The following is a 24285-nucleotide window of genomic DNA, read 5'->3' as shown; positions in this document are numbered from 1 at the left end:
CGCCGAATCAGCCGCGCCTGATAAAGAACACACCCGCCATGATCAACACCAGCCCGGCAATTTTGCCGGCGCTGACGGGTGCTTCGCGAAACCCGGCCCAGCCGAAATGATCCAGGGTCATCGCCATCCCCAGTTGCCCGGCCAGCACCAGTGCCATGAACAGCATGGCGCCGATGCGCGGTCCGGCGAAAGCCGCCGTGGTAATAAAAAATGCGCCGAGCAGACCACCGCTCCAGTGCCACCAGGTCAGGCTTTTGAGGGTCTCCAATGCCGGGGTTTCGCGCTGCATCACGACCAGCAGCAACAACGCCACGGTGCCGACAAAAAACGAAATCAGCGCGGCGGCCAGTACGCTCGACACCTGTTTGGCCAATTGGCCATTGATACCGGCCTGCAAGGGCAAAAACGCACCCGCGACAAAAGGCAGGCAAAGCAACCACCAGACGGGGGCCGGCATGCTGTTCTCCACTGAGTAAATGAGGCGCGCAGTATACGCCGCCCTCGGATGAACCGTGGGCGACATTTGCGTGCAGCCACGCCTGATCGCCCCTGGTTAATTGTATATATATAACTTAAGTTTTTCGAAGTGCCTCACGGCTTTCAAGAAAACACCGCTCATTGATTTATAAGGGTTTTATTATAAGAAAGCGCACCCTTTCATACCGTTGGTATTAGCCCTCAAGTACAACCCGATCCGCGATATATAAGTGGTTAATACCAAGTTGAGAATGGCATGAAACAGCACCTGCATTAGATAGATAAGCAACGGACGAGGCATTGCCAGCAACAGAACTGGCAGGCCATCGAAAACAGTGATCGTTGTGACAGGTGCAAGGAAACTTACTCATGAGCTCTCACGTTTTGTTGAAAACCAGTACTGCATTGGCGTTGGTCCTGAGTCTCAGCCTGACCGGTTGCAGCAGCGGCGGTGGCGGTCATCACAGCAGTCCCGGCAGCTCATCACCTGATAGCGCCGCGGGTGCCGCAGGTGCAGGCGGCTCCAGTGGTTCGGGTAGCAGCGGTGGTACGGACGGCAGTGGTGGCGGTACGGCGGGTACTGGCGGAACCGGTGGCACTACCGGCGGCACGGCAGGAACAGGCGGAACCGGTGGCACTACCGGCGGCACGGCAGGTACTGGCGGAACCGGTGGCACTACCGGCGGCACGGCAGGAACAGGCGGAACCGGTGGCACTACCGGCGGCACGACAGGAACAGGCGGCGGGACTGGCGGAACCGGTGGCGGCACCACCAGCCCTGCCCTGACAACCAGTACGCTGGTTTCCGATCTGGGCAATACCATCAGCGGTGTAGGTGCTGGCGTGAGCGATCTCGGCACTGCCGTCGCCCCCCTTCCGGTAGTCGGCGGCGTCCTTCAAAGTGCCGTCAATACGACGGGCAATGTGGTCGATAGCTTGGGCGGAGGCCTGAGCAGCGGCCTCGGGACACTGGGCTCGAATCCACTGGCGGTGAGTAAAACCACAGCCGTGGTCGGTAATGTCGTGACTGACGTCGGCAACGGCGTGACGGATCTGAGCGGCAAACTGTCGACAACCACTCAAAGCATTCCGCTGGTCGGCGGCCTGATCACTCAGGTTGCTCCCGTGGTGGGTGGGGTAGGCAATAGCGTTTCCATGCTCGGCAACACCTTGAGCACCGTGACCAGCAGTGGTCCGCTGGGTTCGTTGAGCAATGGTGTGGGCACCAACACGCTGGTTCCGGTGGTCACATTGGCTGAAGGACTGACAGGAAAGGTCGCCAGTGCCACCGGGCTAAGCGCCCCGGTCAATGGTCTGCTCAACAACGTCAGCGGCGCACTCGGTGGTTTGGGCAGCAATGTCGCCACCTCGAGCACCAGCAATCCGCTGACCAACATCATCGGTGGCGCACTGGCTAACACGGCAACCACCACTGGCGCGGCCGGTGGCCTGACGAGCACGTCGGGTACGGCGGGTGGAGTGGGTGGTCTGACGGGCAGCGGGCTGCTGGAAACCGTCGGCGGTGCAGTCGTGAATGTCGCTGGCGGACTCAACGCCGGCAGCACCAACCCAACGATCAGCTCTGCCGCAGTAACGGGCGGCTCGGCGGGTAACCTGGTGGCTGGAACAGGTACGCTCCTGGGCGGTACGGGTATCGCCAATACGGCGCCGACCGCGCCTCTGGCCGCAGTTGGCGCAACGCTCGGTGCTGCGTTGAATCCAGTCACCAGCGGTGTCGCCATCAGCGGCGCAGGCACCAACATCACCGCTGCCGCCACCACCCCGGTTGTCACTGCGGTCAGCAATACCGTGACCGCCGCAGGGACTACCGTCAGCAACCTGCTCACCGGCACGACCTCTGGCGGTACTACCAGTGGGCTCGGTGTGCTGGGCAGTTTGACCGGCACATTGACGGGTACCAAGTAGTCATTGCACCTGGCCGATTCGACGGCCATTCCTACAGCGCCTACGCTTGGTTGGAGACGGAGGATTCAAATGGGTCTTCCGTCTTTTTCTATGTTGGCGCAAGACGTCGGCTGTCTCCGAATCACGTCCTCAGAACCTGACGGGAACAGCTGATCGAAGATCTTTTCGCAATGCTGCGGTTTTGATCATGGGGTGTTCTATGCGCGCTTTGACTTGCTTGTTGCTGCTCAGCTGTTGTTCTGGTGTTTATGCCGACTCCCTCCCCGCTTTCCTCAATAGCAACGAAACCACCCGCAACCTGCCTGTCCCCAACCTGCCTGCCGATGCCTACCGTCCGGCCACGCCAAAGCTGCAAGTCCCGGAGCCTGCCGCCACCTCGGCACAACCCTTGACGATGGGCACCAAGGTCAGCGTGCGCACCGTGCAAATTGAAGGCGGGACCCTTTACCCATTGCGCGAACTGGGGGCCGTCTATCAACCGTTGCTTGGCCATGAAACCACCCTCGCGCAACTGATCGAAGCGACACGCAGCATCACCCGACGCTATCAGGAGGATGGTTATTTGCTGTCCTACGCGTTCCTGCCACAGCAAACCTTCGATAAAGGCGTGGTGCGCGTGGTGTTGGTAGAGGGCTATATCAAGAACTATCAATTGCAGGGCGATGTCGGTCGGGTAAAGAGCCTGCTCGACAAACTGGTGGCCAAGCTGCAGGCCGAACGCCCGCTGACGCGCAAGACTTTCGAGCGCTACACCACCTTGATGAGCCGCATTCCCGGCGTCACTGTACAAGCGCAAGTGCCGCCACCGGGCACTACCGACGGCGCGACCTACTTGATCGCGCAGGCCAGTCGCAAACCGTTCGCCAGTAGCCTGAGCACCACCGAAGACAACCGCAAAGGCACCAAAGCCTTGCTCGGTGTCAGCAGCAACTCGCAAACGTCGATGGGTGAGCAGATCACCCTCAGCGGTCTGTTTCCACCGGGTGATGACCACGAAAAATACTACCGCCTGGACTACAACCAGTTCCTCAATGCCGAAGGCACGCAACTGCTGTTGTCCGGTTCGCGCTACCGCGCCGACCCGGCGACGCTTGTGCAACTGGACAACGGCCTGCAACTCAAATCACACCGCGAAAACGATCGCTACTCCATTGGGTTCAGCCATCCACTGATTGCCTCACCCACCAAACTGCTCACGCTCACCACGCGCTTGTATGCGGTCGACGACATGACCCGCTACAAAGTGCTTGGCTATCCGATTACGGTCGATGAAAAAACCGACATCCGCGCCCTGGCCTTCGAAGGTGACTGGCGCAAAGCCGATGACCGACAACTGCGCATCATCAGTGGCGGCGTGTACCAGGGCATCAATGGCATGGGTGCCAACACCAACAACCCGACCTATGACCTGGACTTCTTCCGCCTGCGACTCTCGGGTGTGCAAAGCAACAAGTTCTTCGACAACTGGCAAGGTGTGCTGTCAGCCGCGCTGTACTGGACCGACGACACCCTGCCCGACAGCGAGCGTGCGGTATTCGGCGGGCAGAACTTCGGTCGTGGCTACCCCGACGACCAGGCCTCCGGCGATAAGGGCTGGGGCGCGGCTTATGAAGTCAACTACAGCTTCAATCGCGCCGGTAACTGGGTGCGCATCCTGCAGCCCTACGTCGTACTGGACCGCGCGAAAACCTGGTTCAACACCCTGCCGATACAAGGCAGTAACCTGTCCTCGGTGGCCGTCGGCCTGCGCTTCGGTGACGCCAGGTACTACAACATCGCCCTGGAAGCGGGCAAGGCGATGTCCGATGAAGCACTGGACACTTTCAATCGGCGTACGCGTTACAGCATCAGTTTCAGCTACCAGTTGTAGAGCCGCAGAAACAAAACGACCCGCTCATGGCGGGTCGCTTGGGTGACAGCCAATCAATCAGAAATCGTAGCGAACCTTGGCGGTGAAGGTGTCTGCATTGAAGTCGGCTTTGGTCAGGTAATCATACGAACCGCCCACGCTCCAGGCACCGATCCGGTAGGTGGCGCCCAGACCCAGTTCATAACTGTCACGCGCAGGTTTCGCACCGCTGGTGGTGAACGGTGTGCCGCCGAGCACAAAGGTCGAGGTCGCGTTGGCCTGGTCACCGATGAAGTCGTGCCACGCCATGGCCTTGGCTTCGGGTTGGAGGCTGCCGGCGCCGACATCGAAGGCCGCGGCCAGGCGTGCACCGAGGCCCATCTCACCCACTTCATAACGCTGGCTGCCGACGTTCAACGCGGCCGAACTGCCCTTCTCGCGGTACGCATCGATCGCTACGTTGGCATAGCGCGCGCCGACCTGCGGCTCCAGCACTACCTGCTGATTGAAGCGCAAAGTGTAACCGGCCAACGCGTTCACGCCGAAGATATCACTGTCGTAATCGCCCTTGGCACGGGTGCCGGCGATGTAGCGTTTGGACTCGTTGGTATTCCAGCCATAGGTCAGCGAGGTGTCGACAAAGAAATTGTCGTGAGTCCAGTTGCCGTACAGCGTCAGCGCGTTACCGATCACATCGGTCTTGCTCCCGGCGTCGGACGTCACGTTGCTGTTCAGGTAGCTGTAAGCGATACCCAGCGTGGTGTCGGCATTCAACTGACCGTCAGCGCCCACCGCAATACCCTGACTGTTGGCGCTATAACCGGCGACACCGCCGCGCGAGCCTTGATCGGCATCGCTGTTCAAGGCTTGCAGCCACACGCCTTTTTCGGCCAACACATCACCCGAGGACAAACCGCTGCGGGCACTGCTGGAGCGCGTGTTGATCACACTGTTGATCAACGACTGTCCGCTGACGGCAGCTTGGGTCGCACCGCCGCTGACGTCAGGAGTGAGCTTTTCAGCCAGTTTGGCCAGTTCGGCGTCGCTGCTGGCGTTGGCGAAGGCCTGGAACACTGGATCATGTTCATCCAGCTTGGTCATCAAGCCATTCGAGACACGCGCTGCCGCACTGGCGGCGTTCGAGGAACCACCGGCATTCAGAACGTTTTGCCCCACGACGGCCTCACCCTTGGCATCGACCAATGCCTTCACGTCGTTGCCCTCGACGCCGTAGCTCTTCACTTCCAGCAACGCCGAAGAAGACGAAACCGTCAGGTTTTCGCCGCCTTCCAGCTTGCCGGAGCTGATCAAGGTATAACGGGTACCGCCATTAGCCGTACGGAAGTCTTCGGAGCGCGCCTTCAACTCAAGACGAGCACCTGGGCCGATGTCCGCCAGGCCGGTGACCTTGAGCACCGGAAGATTGGGGTTGGTGTCGTTGCCCAGGAACATATGCAACACCGAACTCGGCTCTTCCATGTCGAATTCGCCGATGATCGTGGTGTGGGCCTGCTGTAGCGTCAGCTCGCCCTTTTCCACCGTGATGTAGCCAGCCTGGATGGTCGAACCGTCGAAGTTCACATCACCATTGATCTTCACGCCGGAAAGGCCCATTAGATTGCCTTTGACGTTACCGCCATTCCAGTAGAAATAGGCTTCTCCGTCGTCGACCTGAATGGCCGCGTTACCGCCTTCGATCGAACCATACTGTTGATCGATCGACATGAAACGGCCACTGGCCGGTTGGTTGCTGACATGAATACCGAGGCTTTCGCCGGAGATCAGACCAGTGTTGTAAATGCTGAACGATCTGACACCAGGGGTCGGCGCGAACGTAGCACCATCCAGTCGCAACGCTTCTGCGTTGGCGCCCGTGGCGGTGATCGTGCCCTGGTTGATCACACTGTTACCGATGCGGGTACCGATCAGTGCCATCCCGGTCGCGTTCACTCCGCTGACAGCGATACTGCCCGAATTCAGGACGTTGTTGGTCACAACACCGCCCTGATCCTTGATGCCAAAAGCCCCGTCACCGTAGGCCGTGATCGAGCCGTCGTTGATCAGGTTCAAAGGTGCGGCAATAACAGGGGTATGAATCGCGGCAGCAGCCACGGAAAGCGCCAACAACGAGCGGCGCAGGCAAGAGGTGTTCAATGCAGGTTCCCTTCAGAAGCCTATGGAAGACGCGTTTTTCAGCAGGCGCGCCCAGCTTCTTTCAGGCATCCATACCGGCCAACCAGCGGGGGCTGGTTCAGGCGCGGGCAATATACAGGTGCCATCATTTAGACACCACCAAAAAATGCCAAATGAATGACGTCAGTTTTTTCAATGGGTCAAGTGACCTGCACGCCGCCCAATGCACCGACGACCTTGTTGAAGGTGGCTTTCACCGAATCCCCTAGCGGCGCGATAAAGGAAACAACTACCAGGGCCACCATCGCAACGATCAGCGCGTACTCAATCGCCGAAGCACCCTCGGTCCGGCTCATGAACAGCTGGAATCGAATGGACAGATACTGCACAAAATGAAGGAACATACGACTTCTCCTGCAAGATGTAGAACACTCTGAAGGTTCTAAGGACTGACACGGTGCATCTTCGATTGCGGGAACAGGTTGTCCAGGGTCTCCAGAAGGCGAACGTGATAGATCGGTTTGCGAAACAGGTCCAGCACCTGCAAGCGCAGCATGTCGCTGACGTCGTCCATGTCGGCATGGCCGGAGGTCACGATCACCGGCAAGTGCTGTCGGGATGTGTGTTCACGCAAACGGCGGATCAATGACATGCCACTCTCTTCGGGCATGCACAGATCGGTGATGACCAACGCGATATCGGGGTGACGAGTCAGATGCTGCAACGCGAGTTTGACCGAGGTTGCGGTGTAGCAACAAAAGCCCTCGCCCTCCAGCAATTCCGCAAGTTCCAACAGGGCGTCTTCTTCGTCGTCCACCAAAAGCAACTGTTGGCGCGCAGTTGAAGAAGCGTTCATGTGCGACTCCTGTCACTGAGTAAACAATCGGGTTCGCGCGCGGCCCCACTGGTCAGGCCACAACCGTCCCCCCCAGTGCAGTAATGACTTTGTTGAAAGTGTCATGAACCGACTTGCCCATATTTGGGATAAAGGCTACGACGATCAACGCCACCATCGCGACAATCAACGCATATTCAATGGCTGAAGCGCCCTCGGTCCTGGTCATGAACAACTGGAGGCGGATATACAGATACCGCACGAATTTAAGGAACATACGACTTCTCCTTATGCGCCGAGGACGCACATGTAGCGGGTGCACAACATGATTGCGCTTTGCCATCGGATCATTGCCAACAAACCCCGCGCCAGCAACTGTAATAAGCGATTAATCACAAAGTATTAACCGGAATGGTGACGACTGGGGATTAACCGAAATGTCATGCGGTTGTGAGTTATTTTTTTGACCGGTGATGGCGTTTTGATTTAGCTGCGCTACTTTCAAATAGCGAATTAGTTGCATGTTCATAGCTGCCTGATTGCGAATCAACTCGTTGAACGTCACGAGCCGATGGTGCAGCAGGAAAGGGAGAGCCGTCATGAACAGCCGCGTCACTATGGGTCTGGCTGGACTACTGTTAGTCGCAGCCGTCATTGTCGGGTACTGGGGGTTGGTGCTGAGCCGGCAACCGCTAGCAATCGAACCCGTCACCCCCCCTGTCACCGTTGCGCTGGAAAAAACCGTTGCTAGCGCCGAAGACCAGACCCGCCAGGCCGTCGTCGTTCTGGTGCATGATGTCCTGCCGTTTACCCCCCTCACCGCCGCCGACCTGACCCTGGAAAAACTCCGCAGCGCCCCCGTCGGCAGCTTGAACAGCCTGGACCAGGCCGTTGGCCGCACACCCTGGCGGCGCCTGAGCGCGGGCACTTGGCTAAGCAACGAGAGTTTCGAGGCCGGCGGCGCGCTGGCACGAATGATCCACAGCGATGAACGCGCGCTGGCGGTGGCGGTAGACGAAGTCATTGGCGCTGCCGGACAACTGATCCCGGGGGATTACGTCGACGTGCTGTTGTTCTTGCGTCAGGACGCCATCAATACGCAGCACTCGGCGCAAATCGTCATTCCGGCCATGCGTGTACTCGGCGTTGGCGAACAATTTGGCTTGACCAACGAAGGCAAACCCGCCTCCCCCACCGCCAGCACCGACGAAAAACTCAAACAGGATCAACGCCGCATCGCGGCCCGCAGCGTCGTGCTGGCGGTACCCGAACAGCTTCTCAGCCGAATGATGCTGGCGACTCAGGTCGGCACCTTGCGCCTGGCCGTACGCAGCAGCGAAGAACAGCTCCTGGCCAAATACTGGGCCGGTGAAAGCGACTCATCCACCCGCCTGAGTAGCGCCAACAGTCAGCTATTCCAGTTCAATCAACTGGCCCAGGGCATTGCACCGAAAACCATCGTCCACACCCGCACGGTAGAGGTGTCGCGGCGCGGCATCGAGGTTATACGCGGCAATCAGGTCACCCAACAAACCCCTTGATTGCGCAAGGGTGCATGGCCTCAAAAACGGCAACTTCGACACACGCATCGGACTCTCACCATGAGCCAGAACCTGAGCCAGACGTTCCTTGCGATTACTCGCAACAGCACTGACCTTGAATGGTTGCAAGGCGCACTGGCGCCCTTGGGCCAAGTGGTCAGCGCCGGTGGCGGCAGCCTCGATGAACTGCTCGCGCTGGTCGACGTGACCTTCGCCAGCCTGGTGTTCATCGGCCTCGACCGCGACCATGTAGTGGCCCAGAGCGCGTTGATCGAAGGCGCGCTGGCAGCCAAACCGATGCTGGCCATCGTCGCGCTGGGCGACGGCATGGACAATCAGCTGGTGCTCAATGCCATGCGCGCCGGGGCCCGGGATTTTGTTGCCTACGGCTCACGCGCCAGCGAAGTTTCGGGCCTGGTACGACGCCTGAGCAAACGTCTGCCGCCTGTCGCAACCACTACCCAAATGGGTGGCCTGACAGTGCTCTTCGGCACCCAAAGCAACGCCGACGGCGCTCTGCTCGCCGGACACCTGGCCCTGGTGATCCAGAAGAGTGGCCAGCACACCTTGCTGCTCGACCTCGGCCTGCCCCGTGGTGACAGCCTGGCGTTGTTAGGCCTGGAGAGCTCGTTCCATTTTGGTGATGCATTGCGGCATCTGCGGCGCCTTGATGCGACGCTGATCGACAGCGCCTTCACCAGCGCCGAAGCCGGGCTGCGAATCCTCGCCTACGCCAACAATGACGAACCGCTGGAGCGCACCAGCGCCGCCGAGCTGTACATGTTGCTCAGCGCCTTGCGACAACACTTTCAACACATCGTGGTGAACCTCACCGGCCAACCTGACAGCGAAGCCCTGCGCACCTTCGTCAGCCATTGCGACAAATTACTGTGGTACACCGACCAGAGCGTGCTCGACTGCCGACGCAACCTCACAGTGCTCAACCTGTGGCGCGAAAAAGGCATGAAGCTTGAGCACGCCCAACTGCTGGTCGACCGTTACCTGCGCCACTCCGCCCCGGACGCCGACACCCTGGGCAAAACCTTTGGCCTCGAAGTCATCGCCGTCCTGGCCTACAGCCCAGAGGTTCGGCTCAACGCCAAAAACCAGGGCGTAACCCTGTTTGACCTGGCTCCCCGCGAGGTCCTGACCCAAAGCTTGCGCACCTTGGGCGAACGTCTGGCCAAGCACTCTGAAACGCTGGCAACCCCCAAAATCAGTTGGCTGAATCGCTTGCGAGGCCACAAATGAGCGGTGAAAAACTCTTCGGTGCACAGACTCAAAGTCCGATCGGCAACACCGACCACGAGGGCCTGAAGCTGGTGCTGCATCGCTATGTCATCGATGCCATCGAAGAGTCGGGGAAAAACCTGCTGGAAGGTTCGCGCCCGCTCCTTGCGCAATTCGTCACCGACAAGGTCGCCGAATACATCGCCCGCTTGCACCTGGCGATTTCGCGCTACGAAATGGAGCGTCTGGCAGAAGAAATCGTCGACGAACTCACCGGTTTCGGTCCACTGGAAGTGCTGCTGCGCGACCCCGCCGTGACCGAAATCCTGGTCAACGGCCCTCACCGGGTGTTCATCGAACGTGACGGTGTATTGCACCAAAGCGACCTGCGATTCATCGACGCGCATCATGTCGAACGGGTCATGCAACGGATCCTCGCGCCACTCGGACGGCGTCTGGACGAGTCATCGCCGATGGTCGATGCGCGCATGCCGGACGGTAGCCGGGTCAATGCGATCATCCCGCCCATCGCGCTGGACGGGCCGTGCCTGTCGATTCGTAAATTTCGCAAGGACATGCTTAAAAGCAGCGACCTGATGGCGATGCAAACCATTGACCAGGCGATTTTCGACTTCATCGAGAAAGCCGTCGGCAAACGCTGCAACATCCTCATCAGCGGCGGGACCGGCACCGGTAAAACCACGCTGCTGAACATCCTCAGTCAACTGATCGATCCTCACGAACGCCTGGTGACCATCGAAGACGTTGCCGAGCTGCAACTGGGCCACCCTCACGTCGTGCGCCTGGAAACCCGCCCGCCGAACGCCGAGGGCCACGGCGAAGTGAAAGCCAGTGACCTGATCCGCAACGCCCTGCGGATGCGCCCGGATCGAATCATCCTTGGCGAAATCCGTGGCGTTGAAGTGCTCGACGTACTGACCGCCATGAACACCGGTCACGACGGCTCGATGAGCACCGTCCACGCCAACAATGCTCAGGACGCGCTGTTGCGCCTGGAGACGTTAGTGGGCCTGACCGGGCGTCAAATCGCCGAGCGCACGCTACGGCAAATGATTTGCGCGGCACTCGACGTGGTGATTCAACTGACGCGCCTGCCCGATGGCCGACGCTGCGTCAGCGAGGTGGTGGAAGTGGTGGGGATCCGCGAGGACATCTACGTCACCAACACCCTGTTTCGTTTCGACCGTCGGACCGGTTTCGGCTTTCTGCGCGAGGCGGTCAACCCCGCCGGCGACAAGCTGCGCCATGAGCTGGCTCTGCCCCTCAACTGACTTGACGAGGCTTGCGCGATGATCGGTCCGATACTGCTCAGCCTGATGTTTCTCGTGTTGCTGGGACTGTCGATCTGGCTGTTCTATCAGGGCCTGCGCAAGACCAGCAACGAACGCGTGCTGAATCGCCTTGCTCAGGGGCAACCGCATCTGATCGTCGAAAACCCGGCGTGGGCCAACCTTGAGCGGACCTTTGTGCGCGCAGGCCTGGGCCGCCCGACGGAGCGTCTGCCGCTATGGCTGGGATTTTGGGTGTTTATCAGTCTGCTCGGGTTTGTGCTGGACGGCTGGCTGGGACTGCTGACACTGTTAGTCCTGCAACCGTTGATTCTGCGCCTGTACATTTCCTGGCGTTATCGGCGTCGCCTGAGACGAATGATCGAGCAGTTGCCGTCGTTGCTCGATCACACCATACGCAGCCTCAAATCCGGCCGCACCTTGGCCGATGCGGTGATGGGCAGTATCGACGCCAGCGCCAACCCGCTTAAAAGAGCGATGGGACGAATTCAGCGCAACGTGCAATTGGGGATCAACCTGCCCGACGCCGTGCACGATTTTGCCGAGTTTTACGACCAGGACGAACTGCGCATGTTTGCCTTGGGATTGAAGGTCAATCACCGTTACGGCGGCAATGCCAGCGAGCTGCTGGAGAACCTGATGAAGCTGATTCGCGAACGCGAGCAAGGCGCCCGTCAGCTTCGGGCCATGACCGGCGAAACCCGAATGACCTCCTGGGTTCTGGGGGCCTTGCCCCTCCTCATCGCCAGTTACTTCATGCTGACCAACCCCGGTTACATGCTGAGCATGTGGCACGACCCTTCCGGCCAGCACATGCTGATCGCTGCGGTTGGCTTACAGATCGTCGGGTGCCTGGCGCTGTGGCGCATGTTACGGAGTGTCTGAGATGGTCTTACTGGTGAGCGCCTTGCTGTTTCTGGGAGCCATAGCGCTGGTGCTCGGCCATTTGCTGGAACAGCGACGACGCGCGCGACACGTCACCCAACGCCTGCAAGGGCATGTGGCGCACGACAACACTTTCGGCAACTGGCTGCGGGCGCTCGGCAACAGCCGGTTTGGCCAGCGCTCGCTCAGCATCGACAGTGAAACCCAAACCTTGCTCGCACGCCTGGGTTGGCGCAAATCCAGCGAGCGCTCGTTATTCGCCGCATGCCAGGTCGGCACGCCTCTGCTGGTGTTCGGGCTCGCGGTGTTCTTTCAACAGGTGTTCTACCCCACTGCGCAAAACCACTGGCTTGCGCCGATGCTGGGCGCCGGGCTGGGTTATCTCTTGCCCAAACGGTTATTGGCCTATGCGGTAAAACGTCGGCAAAAAAACATTGCCATCGAGATCTCGACGTTCATTCCATTGCTGCGGATTCTCTTCGAATCGGGCATGGCCGTAGAGCAGTCACTGCGGGTGCTCAGCAGCGAGGCGCATAAACTGCTGCCGGAGCTGACCAGCGAACTACGGCTGATCCTGACTCGGGTCGACTCCGGCCTGGAACTCGGCCAGGAGCTGCACAAGACCGCGACGCTGCTGACGGTAGATGAACTCACCGACACCTGCGTGATCCTCCAGCAACTGATCCATCAGGGCGGCGGCGCCATGAAATCGCTGCTCACGCTCAAGCAATTGCTCGATGACCGGCGCCTGACACACCAGCAGGAATACATCTCGAAAATGTCCGCCAAGATGTCCGTGGTGATGATGCTGTTTCTGTTTCCCGCCTTGCTGATTGTTTTAGCCGGCCCGGGCTTCACCGCTATTGGCCGGGCGTTTGGGTCCTAGAATCGCGTCATCTGGCGAATGAGTCGCCCGTAGCAGCTGCCGAGCCTGCGAGGCTGCGTTCGGTCTGGGCCGCATCCGGACGGAGCGGTCGTAAAATCAGGCAACGCGTTCTTTCAGGTAAACCGCGTATGCAGGATTTGCGAGGACTTCGTCCGAACGCGGCCCGCCTCTAACGCAGCCTCGCAGGCTCGGCAGCTGCTACGGAGGTGGTCCTGCACCGTATTTCAACGTTGAAAAATCGCCGTCCCAAGCGACTAAGGTTTGACGACATACTCCGCCGGTTCTTCAGGGTCCATATTGTCCAGCGCTCGATCCACCAGCAGCCGGATCCCGTCGATCATCCTGCAAATACCTAGCGCCACATTGCGTCGAGACCCTTCGATCTCAAACGCCAGGTCAGCGGCCATGGCCTTGACCGAAGCCAGGTCCTCCGAAGCGTTCGCCAGCAGGCTTTCATTGTCGATACCCGGGTTGACCGCAAACAACCGGTCCGAATGCAGATCGCTGAAACGCAGCTTCGAAAGGGTCGGTTTCAGGTAATGATCGAGGGCGCGATGGGCAGCGTCGTGGAGCTTTTTTGAGTCGGGAGAATCGTAGGGGGAAACGTCGTCGTGTTCGGGGGGATTAGGGGTTTCTTTGATCATGATGGAGCTCCTACGGTAGTGGGAGCCACGACTTGCCGGTCTCACTCGGCGAAGAGGTGGCAGCTGTGAACGGGGTGAGAATACCGGTCGTAGGCACCCGGCCAGACCTAAGTCTGCCCGCACACAGCCGCCATAATGCATGGCGCAGACGAAAAACGTCGGCGACGATTATGGTAGAGCCAGCGCTTTGCGCCTACAGAATTTCCTGGGTTCTCACACCCTGTCGCTGAATTTCAGCGACGTTCAAAGGCTAGAGGCCGTGCTTCCGAGGGGCAACCTTAAAGACATGTCGGAGATTTCTACGTTGCTCGTGATGCTGTCATCAAATTCCGGCCTCATCCTACGGGCATTACACAAATGATCGTTCCCACGCTCCGCGTCAGCTCGTGAAGCGGAACGCGGGAACGATCAATCTAACGCCGTTCACGCTCTTACCACTCAGGCCGGCCGGTAGGCCGCCGTGCTTTGCTTTTGATCCACCCGCCCCATCGGGAGGCCGAGTGGAGGTGTTCATCAGGGGGTGGGCGCGCAGCGCCGTACGGCGCAGCCGGACACATCGAGAGGAGGTCGTCGCGAAGCAGACCGTAGGCGATGCCCCCTGATGGACACCGTAGCGAGGGAACGCCGAGCCTAGGCGAGGTGCCGTACGCTCGGGGCGAGACCTTTTGGTTCCTTTTGGCTGGGCCGGCACTCCGGGCGTTTGCCAAAAGGGACTCGCCGTAAGGGCGAAACCATAAGCAGCCGTTACACCAATAACGGATATACACACATACAAACCAGGAGCCTAGTGCGCCGTAACCCGCACCCGCCCCCCAAAACTCCCCGGCGACAAAGCCAACGCCAACTGCGTCCGATTATGCATATGCGTCAACCGCAACACCTGCGACACATACAACTTCACCGTGTTCTCGGTAATCCCCAACTCACAGGCAATCTGATAATTGGTCTGCCCCTTGCCCACCAACCGCGCAACATCAAGCTGACGAGGCGACAGCTGATCAAAGATCGCTGGCATCTGCTCCCGGTCAACCTCCCCACCCGACGGCAAAAGCGGAGCACGACGAACTTTATCAAGGTCCTGATAAAGGTCATCGATCGATTCGGAAAGGTCTTGCAGCTTCTGATTCAAGTGCCCCAACTGCACACTCTTTTGCCGTTCCTGAAGCGCGACCTCCTGACGCTGCAAACCTTCCAGCAGCTCATCCAGGTCAATCGGTTTCTGGTAGTAGTCGGCGATCCCGGCGCGCAGGGCCTTGATCACATCCTGTTTGTCGGCACGCCCGGTGAGCATGATGGCTTCGAATGCCCGGTGCTTGCCGGCGATGCGTTGCAGCTCCTGAACCAGCTGAATACCGTCGAGCCCGGGCATGTGCAAATCACAGAGGACCAAACCGATGTCGACATCTTCACTGAAGCACGCGATGGCTTGCTCGCTGGACTCACAAGGGACGCAACGGTAACCGCTGCTTTCAAGAAACTCGCAAAGCTCTTCCACGATCAGCGGTTGATCGTCGACCACCAGCACTTTTACCGCAGAGGTAGGCTTGTTCACGTGCGCCTCCATGCCCTGTCCGAAGACTGTCACTCCTGTACCGACAGCGGCAAGCTGTACAGGCCTGAACAGAAAGTAGACCTACTTTCCTACTATGTACATAGCGATATGTCGTGCCGCACGACTAGCGGGTACAGGCCAGTGTCAGCAGCATGCCGATCAGCACAAAGGGCGCAAAGGGTGGTTTTCTTGACAGCTCGGGAGCGAGGTATTGAAGTCGGGCCCTAAGCCGTTGACTCATATGCGGCCAGACCTTTGAAGCAATCAATAGCCACACCAGGCCAGACATTCCAGCGCCGATAAAACTGCCGAGCAAATGCAGGTTGTCGGTCGCCAGGCCGATCGTCGCCATCAGCTTCACATCGCCGGCCCCCAAGCGTCCCAACCCATAACCGGGCAAGGTAAACAACAGTGCCAGCAGCAATGCCCACCCGCCCTGAACGTCAGGCGCGCCCAGCCAGGTGGTGCCGGTCCACAACAGATAAATCAATGCCAACAACCCGACGCCCAAGGTCAGGCTGTTGGCAATATGCCGTTGCTGAACATCCTGTGCCGCGCAAAGCGCCAGCCAGATCAGTAGGACAAAACTCTGCATCCGGTAAAAATCGTCCGCTTTGGCTGAATGATTCTATGCTCATACCACGTAGTCGTTGTCAGGGTAGACGCACTCATGAAATCAGGCCTCCCCAGAAAGCAAAAAGGTGCTGTGGCGATTGAGTTCGCCTTGGTGTTCGTGATCTTTTTTGCGGTGTTCTACGCAATCGTCAGCTACAGCCTGCCGCTGTTGCTGGTGCAGTCATTCAACGAAGCCACGGCCGAGGCAGTCCGGCAAAGCGTCGCGCTTGATCCGAAGACGCCCAACTACCCAACGGCGATGGAGAACCTGGCAAACAGTGTTTTACAGCAGCAACTGTCCTGGGTGCCAAGCACCTTCAACATCACCTTTGGTGTCGACGCCAAGGCGGCCTATAACGCAGGCACCGGATTACTGACGGTCAGCGTGACGTACCCCACCAGCAAGCTCAATCAGGTCATCCCGTTCCTCGTCCTGCCCGGTGTCGGCACCGTGCCCAATCTGCCGACGAACCTGACGGCACAATCGAGTCTTCAATTTTGACACCTGGGGAAAAGCTCTTTGGCCGACTGCTCAATCGTCCGCCATTCCAGGAGCCCGACACGCCCTACAGCCTGGTGACACAGAATGTCGGATTACACCTGCTGCTGAACCCTCAGGGCCGGGTGCTGAAAATGAGTGGCCCCTTGCGTCATGCATTGGCGCAGCGTCCTCACGCCGACCAACCCCCACACCTGATCGATTACCTGCTGCCCCACAGCCATTTGGTCGTCGAAGGCACACCCGCCGAATGGCAAGGCCAAAACCTGGACCTGGATTTCGCCGGCCTCGGTGGCCAAACCCTGCACCTGCGCGGCTGGGTTCAGCCGACGCCTGACAGCTGGCTGCTGCAGTTGCTCGACATCGGTGATTTGCTGCACGAACGCCAACAAGCCCACAGCCGCGAGGAATGTCAGTCGTTCGCCGGGCACATGAGCGAACAGCTTCGCCTGTGCAGCCTGATGCGCCTGCCCGAGGTGCTGACCGAGCAACTTCAAGGCCTGGCCCAGCGCTGGCACATTCCCTGTGTGGCCATCGCGCTGCTCGACGATCAGGAACAAGGCTGGCTGATCCACAGCCAGTACAACGCCCACGATGCGCCGCAGCTGTGGCAAACCGGCCAACCGCTGGGCACCAGCCTGGACAGCTTGAGCGGTAATACGCCGTTGCGCTTGAGCGTCGCGCATGGTTTCAGCGAGCACCCGCGGTTGCAGAGGACCTTCGGTAATACCGACGGATTTCTGGTGCCTTATCGGGACGATCACGGTGTCGCAGCCTGGTTGCTCTGTGGTTTTTACCCGGTGCAGCAACGTGCGCCGCAGCTCAGCGAGCGTGACTGGTCGCTGCTGGCCGCAGCGCTGGCCGGACCACTGCTGGGGCGTTTACGCGAGCAGCATCAACATCATCAACTGGAGCGACTCGAAGCCCTGCAAGGTTTGCTGGGCACCGGTTGGTGGGAGCTGTTCGGCAACATTGACGAGGTTCAACTGGCACCGCAACTGGCGTTCACCCTGCACCTGGAGAGTGCCCGTTTACCGCTGGCCCAGTGGCTGACGCTGATCCATCCGGCCGACCGCCAAGAGCTGGCCAGCCGCGTGCAGGACCTGCAACAACACGGCAAGACCTTGCTGCTGTGCGTGCGTCTGCACCGCGCTGACGACGCCCAGACGCCGATCTGGTATCGCCTGCAAGGCCAGGCGCTAGGCGTAGGTGAACAGCGTCGGCTGGTGGGGTTCATGCTCGACATCAGCGACATCAAGAATCAACAGCAACAGGCCGCCGCTGCCCATGCCCGCCTGGACAACCTGATCGCCAGTTCGCCGGCGGTGATCTATGTGCAACGCTATGTCGAAGGCGCGCTGCAACCGAGCTTTTTCAGCGCCAGCCTGCTGCCGTTGCTCGGCTGGAACCTCAATGATTTAGCAGGCAACGCGCTGGTTGGGCGGGTTCATCCCGAAGACCGTGACCTGTATTTCGAGCGTACCCGCCAGCTGCTGCGTGAGGGCTCGGTACGCGCGCGTTACCGTCTGCGCGACCAGCGTGGCGACTACCACTGGCTGCTCGATGAAGCCCGGTTACTGCGCGATGACCTCGGGCTGCCCGTGGAGGCGGTCGGCTTGTGGCTGGATGTCAGCGAAGCGACCCAGGCCGCCGAACAGGTCAAACAGAGCGAGGAGCGCTACCGGATTCTGGTGGAAGATTCGCCCGCGATGATCTGCCGCTACCGTCCCGACTTGACGCTGACGTTCGGCAATCGGCCCTTGGCGACGTACCTGGAACGCACGCCCGAACAATTGCCGGGGGTTGATCTGGGCAGCTGGCTGTCGGCCGAACAGCGCGAAGCCTTTGTGCTGCGCCTGCGCCAATTGACGCCGGAGTTCCCGGTGAGCACCGCGGAAATCAGCCTGCAACTCCCCGGGCGCGAAAATGCCTGGTGGGTCTGGTCGGATCGCGGGGTGTTCGACGAGCGGGGTCGCCTGATCGAAATTCAGGCCGTGGGCCGCGACAACACCGAAGTCCGCCGCTCGCAACAACAGCTCACGCAAAGCGCAAAAATGGCCACCCTGGGAGAAATGGCCACCGGGCTGGCGCATGAAATCAACCAGCCACTGAACGTGATGCGCATGGCCATCGTCAACGTGCTCAAGCGCTTGAGCAACGGCGATGTACAGATCGACTACCTGCAAGACAAACTCAAGCGTATCGACGCCCAGGTCCAGCGCGCGGCTCGGGTGGTCGATCACATGCGGGTGTTCGGCCGGCGCTCGGAAATCGAGCAACAGTTGTTCAACCCGGCGCAAGCGGTGGAAGGCACGCTGTCGTTGCTGGCCGAAGGCATGCGCGGCAAAGGCGTCGACTTGCGGATCAGCGAGTTCGGCTTCGAAGCCAATGTACGTGGCCATGTCGATCAGCTGGAACAAGTGTTGATCAACCTGATGGTCAACGCTCGCGACGCACTGCTGAGCAAGCGCGAAAGCGACCCGGCGTTCAAGCCGTGGATTTCACTGTATGCCGAACGTGACCACAGCTCGCTGCAGCTGTGGGTCGAAGACAACGCTGGCGGCATTGATCCGCGTTTGCTGGAGCGAATCTTCGAACCGTTCTTCACCACCAAACCGGTCGGTGTCGGCACCGGTCTGGGTTTGTCGGTGAGCTACGGCATCGTCGAGAACATGGGCGGACAGTTGAGTGTGCGCAACTCGACCGAGGGCGCGCGGTTCTGTATCGAGCTGCCGATTGCGCTGGGTGATCAGATCACCAGGTAGGCTTTGCCTTTTTGACCGCAGGTGAGGTTGAACCCCACATCGACTTTGTTGACGTCGATCCCCAGATTGAGCAGCAGGTTATTGACCAACGGGTCGACCAAGGGCGCCAGTAAGCCGTCGATCGCACCGACCAATTGAGTGGTCGCCAGACTCAGGGTCGATACCAATGTAGTGAGCAGCCCGCCAATCAGGCTGCCACTAATAGTGGGAGTGTGCGAAATCAAAGTGACCCCACCCAATGTCCCGTTCAAACTACCAACTACACCCGATACCGAAACAGTGTGAAGCGGCAATGGCGGTACATTGATGTCCTTGGGATTACTGTAGGCGTAGTTGGACTCGCTGGTGCCTGCGATCGGGCTATCAATCATGATTTCAGCACCACCACCGGCAAATGGTGTTCGCGTACCACAGGTCATAGGGGCTAGAAAGTGACCTTGACAGGTCGTACTGCCAACATCGAACAGGGTGATCGGAGAAAGCGCAGGTAACGGAGAGGACGAAAGCCAGATGGCAGGGTCGATATGACCGATTTTGACTTTGATTGCCGCAATGTCGGTGGTGGCGGAGAGACTTTTGTTAGTGGGGCTGATGGGGATTATGCACGCGTAGTCGGTGACATAACTACTGCCCACTCCGGCCTCAAGCCCCACATCCAGATTAATACCGTTAGGCACTATTTGCAGATCAGTTTGTGTGCAGGTTCCTCCCGCCAAACACCCGGGCAGCAGTAGCGGGTTGATTAAATTAACTACACCACTCAACCCTGTGTTGACGAGTTGCAACACCGCGTTGATCAGTGACAGATCAACCGAGGCCAGCACTCGCACCTGCGCCGTCTTCACATAGATCCGGTTCACGCCCAACGGGTCAGCCTTGGCTAGTTCCGGATCTCCCACGGCAGAAAACTGCGGCGGCTCAATCACTTTTACACGGGTTGTGACGCCCAGCAGCCCCAGTACGTTCACCGGTAGAACGGCGGTCACCGCACTGTTTTTATTCGCCAACTGCACAAAGCCCTGAACCAGCTGAAACAGCTGCACCGTGGCATCCAGGCCGGCCGTCGAGGTGCCCGTCTGAAGTTGCAGCACATCGCCAAGTTTGATCGGTGGTGCATTGCTGGCCCCCACCTGAAGACTGGTCAGCGCCGTCATCACTTCGGCCGTGGCACCGTTCTGACCTGCAACCGTTGCCGCGGCGTGTATGAATTGGGTGACCGTTCCTTGCGTGCTGAGCAATGCCGTGTAGTCGCCTGCGCTCACCCCCAGCTCGATGGCCAGCTGGTCCATGAATTTCAGCAGGTTGATATCGGCATTGACCAAGCCATCCCAGCCCACGGCTGTCAGGTTCACGCTGCCGCCCAGAAGGCTCGAGAACAGCGGATTCAAGAGATTCGATCTCGCGGTGTCGACGCTGACGACCGAACTGCGAATGCTTAGCTGCGCCAGCGTCGGTTGCGGCGCCGCGGCCACCGCCGTGGCAGTCAGCGTGGTATTGGCATTGAGCGAAGCCCCACTGAACAATGCCTGAATACCCGCCGCGGCACTGGTCGCCACCACGTTGGTGGCAATCACCTGAATGGCCATCGATTGCGCGGCATTGGGGACGAAAGTGCGCAGGTTGGTCGGCGCCGTCGCCAGCGAACCGCAGGTGGTGGTCAAGGTGCTGGTGGGGCTGACGATGAACGCATTACGAACCGCGCTTTGCCCGGCATAACTGGCCGCCGTCAGGCCCGGCAGGCAGGTGCCGCCGCGGCTGACCGCTTCCAGCGCGGCGTTGTCCACCACCCGTTGCAACTTGCGCTGCTCCAGATAGAGCCGGCCACTGTCGACCACCAACAGCGCTATCAAAAGCGCCAGGCCGAAGGTCATTGCCGCGAGCAAACCGATAGCGCCACGTTGCCCGGCGGGGCCGCGAAACTGCAAACTGGGAGACATCGAGCACTCCTTTGCCGGCGTACTGCCGAGCGCTACCTCCGGTGGTGCAGGCAGTGTAGTCAAGGCTCGAGCACGGCGCTGGCGACTTGCCAGCGCCGATGATTCAAGTGCTTTATTTCGGTGGGTAATTGCTCAATATCCGCCCTACCGTCGCGCGAATCGCGGCGCTGCGGTCGGCGGGCTGCGGCGATCTGCTGAGCAGTTGTTCATCACTGCCACGCCAGACCAGCTTGCCATCCTTGCCATCGAGCAGGTCGATCTGAAGTGTGGCGACCTTGTAAGAGACGTTGCGGGTTTCGTTGTACATCGGTGCGCCCCAGTAGCCGTTCCAGGGGCCACCCCAACCACCGCCATAGTTAGTGGTGATTTGCTGCTGGCGATCCTCGACGATCAGGTAGGTCCGCACATTGACGTCAGCCTTGGCACCGGTAGCGGCCGGGCGCAGACCACGCTGGTCGAGTTGATCGGCAACCGCCTGGCGAATGCGTTGTTCGGTGAGGTCGCTCTTGATCCGCGGATCGTCAGGACGGTATTGCACGGCAGGCTCTTTCCAGGCCCAACTGCGATAGGCGGCGAAATCGCGGCTGGCATCAAAATCGTGATTGACCTGGGTCGTTTGGCAGGCGCTGAGCAACACAGCGCAAGCCAATAATGAGAGACGGCGGGACATGATTTTTCTCCGGGTCCAGGCAGGGAACCTAACTAGGAGGATACGCCGCTACCGCCTTTTCCACAGCTGTTCGTAACGCATCGCCACGTTCTATTTCGTTGCCCTGAAGGCCCGCTTCAGCGCTGGCACTCCAGACCGGTTGCCCGGTGCTGGCGTCGAACAAATCCACCCGGATCACCAGCACTTGCACCTGATAGGTACGAACGATCGGCACCGTGTTGTACATCCCGTAGCCATTGCCATAACGGTTATAACCGCCGTAGCCGCCATAACCGTAATCCTCCTGGACCTGCTTCAGGCGGGTTTCCTGATGCAGGTCGGCGCTGACCCACAGGTCCGCCGGACGATTGTCGTGCAGCGGACGCAAACCCCGTTGATCCAGCGCATTGCTGACCGCTTCGGCAATCTGCGCCGAGTCGGCCAAGACCGAACCGTTGGGCAACCGGCCATTGAGCCAGGCCCAGCTTTGGTAACGGCTGTAATCACGCGGCGCCGCTGGATAGGCGCTGCGATCAAAGGTGTTGGCAGCGTGCGGTGGGGCCGGCGGCAGCGGGTTGGAGCTGGCGACATACGGATTGCTGCCCTGGCAGGCACCGAGCCCCAGACACAGCATGATCAATCCCAAACGGCGTTTCATGATGCTCTCCACAGAAACCACGGTTCAGACCGGGCGACAGATCCAGTGCAGGTAACGCCCCAGTCCGGCAAAACTCGGGTGACGACGGTGGGCCAGTTCCATTTCCAGCAAGTCGATCAGTTCGGCTCGGGCCTGAAACTCTACCGGCATGTAGTCATGAAAAACCCGCACTCCGCTCTGGGTTTCGACCTGCCACAAACCTTCCAGTTGCGTCGCCAGTTCGCGCGGATCCAGAGGCATCTGCGGGGTCAGGCTCTGCTTCTCGCCGGCCATGTCGTTCTTGCGCATCTTGCGGAAATGGCCCTTGAGCAAGTTGCGGTAAATCAGCGCATCGCGGTTATAGAACGCCAGCGACAGCCAGCCGTCTTTGGTCGTCAGTTGATGCAGCACCGGCAGAATCGCGTGGGGTTCGGCCAGCCACTCCAGCACCGCGTGGCACAGCACCAGGTCGTAAGGTTCGGTGAGTTGACCGAGCAGCTCTTGCCACGGCGCCTGGATAAACGTCGCCGCTTGCCCGGCCTCGGCGAAGCGCTGACGGGCGCCTTCGAGCATCGGTTCGGCAGGCTCGGCCAGGGTCACCTGGTGCCCGCGCTGGGCCAGCCACAACGACATGTGCCCAAGGCCTGCGCCGATATCCAGCACCCGCAACGGGCGATCCGGCAGGGTTTCGGCCAGGTCGGCCTGAAGCACCGCCAGACGGATTGCGCCTTTGGCACCGCCGTAGATTTTTTCGGCGAAACGGGTCGCCAACTGATCGAAATGACGGTCGCTCATCAGCTGAACCGCCGTTCGCTGTCAGCCAGCTTGCTGCGTACTACCTGTTCCATGTCCAACCCCAGCTCGCTGCACAGCAGCAGTAGATAAAGCACGATATCGCCGACTTCCTGACCGGCATGCGCCAGTTTGTCCGCCGGCAACTGCCGCGACTGGTCTTCGCTCAACCATTGGAAAATTTCCACCAGCTCAGCCATTTCGACACTGGCGGCCATGGCCAGGTTCTTCGGGCTGTGAAATTGCCGCCAGTCGTTGCGGTCACGGATGCAGTGCAGGCGTTCGGTCAGTTCAACAAGGTTCATCGGGCTCTCCTGAAGGCGTATAGCTTCGGGCGGATGGCGGATGAAGGCAAGCACCGAACACTGCTGTCGTTTCGTGACAGTTCGCGAGTAAACCCGCCTGTGTATTTAGACTTGAGGGGGTGGGTGGGACTAAAAGCCCGATTCTGACTCTAGCCAGTACAGAACGCAGAAGCTTGCCCAGTGGGTGCAGACGTTCAGTTACTATTCGCCAATTCAAACCACCAAACCTCTATGCTTCAAGGGCGCTCGCCAGCCCTGACAATGGCCAAAGCGCTCAGCGCCGGCACCCACTCTTTCATCAGGACGTACACATGCAGGTAGATAGCTTTTTCGAATGGCTTGGCCAGGCGCTGGGTTCGGTCATCCGGTTCATCGTCGATACGCTCAGTGGGTTGTTCAGTGCCTTGACTCACGCCAGCGGCAATTTTGTCGACGGGCTGTCACGAGCACTGGGCATGGAGCCCTCGATCATCAGCATACTCGTGCTGATCATCGGCTTGATGCTGCTGTACTCGGCGGTCCGCGCGTTCATGCGTGCATCGATCATCGCAGGGATTATCTGGCTGGTGCTGGGGTTGTGGGTGTTGAGCTGGGTGGTTCACTGAACAACACCTCGCTCACTCACGCACAACCTGTAGCAGCTGCCGAAGGCTGCGTTCGAGGGCGAAGCACTCGCCAAGCTGACGACGCGGTCATCCAGAGGGACCTTGGTATGCCATTCACGACGGCTTCGCCGCCGAACGCAGCCTTCGGCAACTGCTACAGGTGAGGTGCCGAGCCCGAAATCCCTTGACTTACCGGCATCTGAGCAAGCTCCC

The 24285-nt window shown here is 59.6% G+C and carries 23 protein-coding genes; 10 read left to right on the top strand and 13 right to left on the bottom strand.

What is annotated here, in order from left to right; genetic code table 11:
- Positions 1 to 7: 7 nt before the first annotated feature.
- The gene (locus AC1RJ3_RS02035) at positions 8 to 457 is read right to left on the bottom strand and encodes a DMT family transporter (RefSeq protein ID WP_493077209.1); all 450 of its coding nucleotides are present in this window, start codon (positions 455 to 457) and stop codon (positions 8 to 10) included.
- A gap of 389 nt (positions 458 to 846) precedes the next feature.
- Between AC1RJ3_RS02035 and AC1RJ3_RS02030 the strand changes: the two genes are divergently transcribed.
- Both AC1RJ3_RS02030 and AC1RJ3_RS02025 read left to right on the top strand, forming a co-directional pair.
- Positions 847 to 2403, top strand: a complete 1557-nt coding sequence (locus AC1RJ3_RS02030; RefSeq protein WP_493077207.1) for a collagen-like triple helix repeat-containing protein — start codon at positions 847 to 849, stop codon at positions 2401 to 2403.
- A gap of 199 nt (positions 2404 to 2602) precedes the next feature.
- The gene (locus AC1RJ3_RS02025) at positions 2603 to 4273 is read left to right on the top strand and encodes a ShlB/FhaC/HecB family hemolysin secretion/activation protein (RefSeq protein WP_493077205.1); all 1671 of its coding nucleotides are present in this window, start codon (positions 2603 to 2605) and stop codon (positions 4271 to 4273) included.
- A gap of 57 nt (positions 4274 to 4330) precedes the next feature.
- On the opposite strand, the gene AC1RJ3_RS02020 is transcribed toward AC1RJ3_RS02025, so the two are convergent.
- From AC1RJ3_RS02020 to AC1RJ3_RS02005, 4 genes are all read right to left on the bottom strand, one after another.
- Positions 4331 to 6406, bottom strand: a complete 2076-nt coding sequence (locus tag AC1RJ3_RS02020) for an autotransporter family protein (RefSeq protein ID WP_493077203.1) — start codon at positions 6404 to 6406, stop codon at positions 4331 to 4333.
- A gap of 179 nt (positions 6407 to 6585) precedes the next feature.
- Entirely contained in the window at positions 6586 to 6789 is a 204-nt protein-coding gene (locus tag AC1RJ3_RS02015; protein ID WP_347928815.1) for a Flp family type IVb pilin, read from the bottom strand.
- Between the two features lie 38 nt (positions 6790 to 6827).
- The gene (locus tag AC1RJ3_RS02010) at positions 6828 to 7241 is read right to left on the bottom strand and encodes a response regulator (protein WP_054595470.1); all 414 of its coding nucleotides are present in this window, start codon (positions 7239 to 7241) and stop codon (positions 6828 to 6830) included.
- A gap of 52 nt (positions 7242 to 7293) precedes the next feature.
- Positions 7294 to 7497: a Flp family type IVb pilin gene (locus AC1RJ3_RS02005; protein ID WP_054595469.1), complete on the bottom strand. Its 204-nt coding sequence runs from the start codon at positions 7495 to 7497 to the stop codon at positions 7294 to 7296.
- Between the two features lie 322 nt (positions 7498 to 7819).
- Between AC1RJ3_RS02005 and cpaB the strand changes: the two genes are divergently transcribed.
- From cpaB to AC1RJ3_RS01980, 5 genes are read left to right on the top strand one after another with little or no spacing between them, the layout of a single operon-like run.
- A complete protein-coding gene (cpaB, locus tag AC1RJ3_RS02000; protein WP_493077200.1) occupies positions 7820 to 8761 on the top strand; it encodes a Flp pilus assembly protein CpaB in 942 nt (313 codons plus the stop codon).
- A gap of 60 nt (positions 8762 to 8821) precedes the next feature.
- Complete coding sequence (locus tag AC1RJ3_RS01995) at positions 8822 to 10012, top strand: CpaE/TadZ family protein (RefSeq protein ID WP_054595467.1); 1191 nt, start codon at positions 8822 to 8824, stop codon at positions 10010 to 10012.
- Positions 10009 to 11283 carry a TadA family conjugal transfer-associated ATPase gene (locus AC1RJ3_RS01990; protein ID WP_054595466.1) on the top strand — a complete coding sequence of 425 codons (1275 nt, stop codon included), beginning with the start codon at positions 10009 to 10011 and terminating at the stop codon, positions 11281 to 11283. Before AC1RJ3_RS01995 ends, AC1RJ3_RS01990 begins: the two co-directional genes overlap by 4 nt.
- Positions 11284 to 11301: 18 nt before the next feature.
- Positions 11302 to 12186 (top strand): type II secretion system F family protein, encoded by an 885-nt coding sequence (locus AC1RJ3_RS01985; RefSeq protein ID WP_493077197.1) that lies wholly within the window; start codon positions 11302 to 11304, stop codon positions 12184 to 12186.
- A 1-nt stretch (position 12187) separates the two neighbouring features.
- Positions 12188 to 13072, top strand: a complete 885-nt coding sequence (locus AC1RJ3_RS01980) for a type II secretion system F family protein (protein WP_493077195.1) — start codon at positions 12188 to 12190, stop codon at positions 13070 to 13072.
- A gap of 254 nt (positions 13073 to 13326) precedes the next feature.
- Here the strand turns inward: AC1RJ3_RS01980 and AC1RJ3_RS01975 are convergent, their stop codons facing one another.
- The 3 genes from AC1RJ3_RS01975 to AC1RJ3_RS01965 all read right to left on the bottom strand — a co-directional run bounded on the left by AC1RJ3_RS01975 (position 13327) and on the right by AC1RJ3_RS01965 (position 15863).
- Positions 13327 to 13716: a DUF6124 family protein gene (locus tag AC1RJ3_RS01975; RefSeq protein WP_427529436.1), complete on the bottom strand. Its 390-nt coding sequence runs from the start codon at positions 13714 to 13716 to the stop codon at positions 13327 to 13329.
- A gap of 784 nt (positions 13717 to 14500) precedes the next feature.
- The gene (locus AC1RJ3_RS01970) at positions 14501 to 15268 is read right to left on the bottom strand and encodes a response regulator transcription factor (protein ID WP_489111323.1); all 768 of its coding nucleotides are present in this window, start codon (positions 15266 to 15268) and stop codon (positions 14501 to 14503) included.
- A gap of 124 nt (positions 15269 to 15392) precedes the next feature.
- Positions 15393 to 15863 carry a prepilin peptidase gene (locus AC1RJ3_RS01965; RefSeq protein WP_493077192.1) on the bottom strand — a complete coding sequence of 157 codons (471 nt, stop codon included), beginning with the start codon at positions 15861 to 15863 and terminating at the stop codon, positions 15393 to 15395.
- Between the two features lie 75 nt (positions 15864 to 15938).
- Between AC1RJ3_RS01965 and AC1RJ3_RS01960 the strand changes: the two genes are divergently transcribed.
- Positions 15939 to 16385, top strand: a complete 447-nt coding sequence (locus AC1RJ3_RS01960; RefSeq protein WP_103316930.1) for a TadE/TadG family type IV pilus assembly protein — start codon at positions 15939 to 15941, stop codon at positions 16383 to 16385.
- Complete coding sequence (locus AC1RJ3_RS01955; RefSeq protein ID WP_493077189.1) at positions 16382 to 19147, top strand: ATP-binding protein; 2766 nt, start codon at positions 16382 to 16384, stop codon at positions 19145 to 19147. The genes AC1RJ3_RS01960 and AC1RJ3_RS01955 overlap by 4 nt, the downstream gene beginning before the upstream one ends.
- On the opposite strand, the gene AC1RJ3_RS01950 is transcribed toward AC1RJ3_RS01955, so the two are convergent.
- The 5 genes from AC1RJ3_RS01950 to AC1RJ3_RS01930 all read right to left on the bottom strand — a co-directional run bounded on the left by AC1RJ3_RS01950 (position 19132) and on the right by AC1RJ3_RS01930 (position 23467).
- A complete protein-coding gene (locus AC1RJ3_RS01950; RefSeq protein ID WP_493077187.1) occupies positions 19132 to 21084 on the bottom strand; it encodes a pilus assembly protein TadG-related protein in 1953 nt (650 codons plus the stop codon). The genes AC1RJ3_RS01955 and AC1RJ3_RS01950 overlap by 16 nt on opposite strands.
- Before the next feature lie 112 nt (positions 21085 to 21196).
- Entirely contained in the window at positions 21197 to 21754 is a 558-nt protein-coding gene (locus tag AC1RJ3_RS01945) for a DUF4136 domain-containing protein (RefSeq protein ID WP_054595455.1), read from the bottom strand.
- Positions 21755 to 21782: 28 nt separating this feature from the next.
- Positions 21783 to 22391 carry a DUF4136 domain-containing protein gene (locus AC1RJ3_RS01940; RefSeq protein WP_054595454.1) on the bottom strand — a complete coding sequence of 203 codons (609 nt, stop codon included), beginning with the start codon at positions 22389 to 22391 and terminating at the stop codon, positions 21783 to 21785.
- A 24-nt stretch (positions 22392 to 22415) separates the two neighbouring features.
- Positions 22416 to 23165 (bottom strand): methyltransferase domain-containing protein, encoded by a 750-nt coding sequence (locus tag AC1RJ3_RS01935; protein ID WP_103316940.1) that lies wholly within the window; start codon positions 23163 to 23165, stop codon positions 22416 to 22418.
- Positions 23165 to 23467, bottom strand: coding sequence for a MazG-like family protein (locus AC1RJ3_RS01930; RefSeq protein ID WP_054595452.1), 303 nt, complete (start codon positions 23465 to 23467; stop codon positions 23165 to 23167). The genes AC1RJ3_RS01935 and AC1RJ3_RS01930 overlap by 1 nt, the downstream gene beginning before the upstream one ends.
- 311 nt (positions 23468 to 23778) lie before the next feature.
- Between AC1RJ3_RS01930 and AC1RJ3_RS01925 the strand changes: the two genes are divergently transcribed.
- The gene (locus AC1RJ3_RS01925) at positions 23779 to 24072 is read left to right on the top strand and encodes a hypothetical protein (protein ID WP_054595451.1); all 294 of its coding nucleotides are present in this window, start codon (positions 23779 to 23781) and stop codon (positions 24070 to 24072) included.
- Positions 24073 to 24285 lie beyond the last annotated feature (213 nt).

This window comes from Pseudomonas sp. GW822-FHT04C11, from assembly GCF_058800905.1.
Note: the sequence above shows the minus strand (reverse complement) of the source record. Positions and strands in the feature narration are given on the sequence as shown.

Bases quoted from the DNA above. Each gene is read 5' to 3' on its own strand.
- AC1RJ3_RS01940 (WP_054595454.1), bottom strand. From the start codon at position 22,391: ATGAAACGCCGTTTGGGATTGATCATGCTGTGTCTGGGGCTCGGTGCC.
- AC1RJ3_RS01975 (WP_427529436.1), bottom strand. From the start codon at position 13,716: ATGATCAAAGAAACCCCTAATCCCCCCGAACACGACGACGTTTCCCCC.
- AC1RJ3_RS01960 (WP_103316930.1), top strand. From the start codon at position 15,939: ATGAAATCAGGCCTCCCCAGAAAGCAAAAAGGTGCTGTGGCGATTGAG.
- cpaB (WP_493077200.1), top strand. From the start codon at position 7,820: ATGAACAGCCGCGTCACTATGGGTCTGGCTGGACTACTGTTAGTCGCA.
- AC1RJ3_RS01950 (WP_493077187.1), bottom strand. From the start codon at position 21,084: ATGTCTCCCAGTTTGCAGTTTCGCGGCCCCGCCGGGCAACGTGGCGCT.
- AC1RJ3_RS02030 (WP_493077207.1), top strand. From the start codon at position 847: ATGAGCTCTCACGTTTTGTTGAAAACCAGTACTGCATTGGCGTTGGTC.
- AC1RJ3_RS02015 (WP_347928815.1), bottom strand. From the start codon at position 6,789: ATGTTCCTTCATTTTGTGCAGTATCTGTCCATTCGATTCCAGCTGTTC.
- AC1RJ3_RS02035 (WP_493077209.1), bottom strand. From the start codon at position 457: ATGCCGGCCCCCGTCTGGTGGTTGCTTTGCCTGCCTTTTGTCGCGGGT.
- AC1RJ3_RS01925 (WP_054595451.1), top strand. From the start codon at position 23,779: ATGCAGGTAGATAGCTTTTTCGAATGGCTTGGCCAGGCGCTGGGTTCG.
- AC1RJ3_RS02025 (WP_493077205.1), top strand. From the start codon at position 2,603: ATGCGCGCTTTGACTTGCTTGTTGCTGCTCAGCTGTTGTTCTGGTGTT.
- AC1RJ3_RS01985 (WP_493077197.1), top strand. From the start codon at position 11,302: ATGATCGGTCCGATACTGCTCAGCCTGATGTTTCTCGTGTTGCTGGGA.
- AC1RJ3_RS01965 (WP_493077192.1), bottom strand. From the start codon at position 15,863: ATGCAGAGTTTTGTCCTACTGATCTGGCTGGCGCTTTGCGCGGCACAG.
- AC1RJ3_RS02005 (WP_054595469.1), bottom strand. From the start codon at position 7,497: ATGTTCCTTAAATTCGTGCGGTATCTGTATATCCGCCTCCAGTTGTTC.
- AC1RJ3_RS01980 (WP_493077195.1), top strand. From the start codon at position 12,188: ATGGTCTTACTGGTGAGCGCCTTGCTGTTTCTGGGAGCCATAGCGCTG.
- AC1RJ3_RS01935 (WP_103316940.1), bottom strand. From the start codon at position 23,165: ATGAGCGACCGTCATTTCGATCAGTTGGCGACCCGTTTCGCCGAAAAA.
- AC1RJ3_RS01945 (WP_054595455.1), bottom strand. From the start codon at position 21,754: ATGTCCCGCCGTCTCTCATTATTGGCTTGCGCTGTGTTGCTCAGCGCC.
- AC1RJ3_RS01995 (WP_054595467.1), top strand. From the start codon at position 8,822: ATGAGCCAGAACCTGAGCCAGACGTTCCTTGCGATTACTCGCAACAGC.
- AC1RJ3_RS01990 (WP_054595466.1), top strand. From the start codon at position 10,009: ATGAGCGGTGAAAAACTCTTCGGTGCACAGACTCAAAGTCCGATCGGC.
- AC1RJ3_RS02010 (WP_054595470.1), bottom strand. From the start codon at position 7,241: ATGAACGCTTCTTCAACTGCGCGCCAACAGTTGCTTTTGGTGGACGAC.
- AC1RJ3_RS01930 (WP_054595452.1), bottom strand. From the start codon at position 23,467: ATGAACCTTGTTGAACTGACCGAACGCCTGCACTGCATCCGTGACCGC.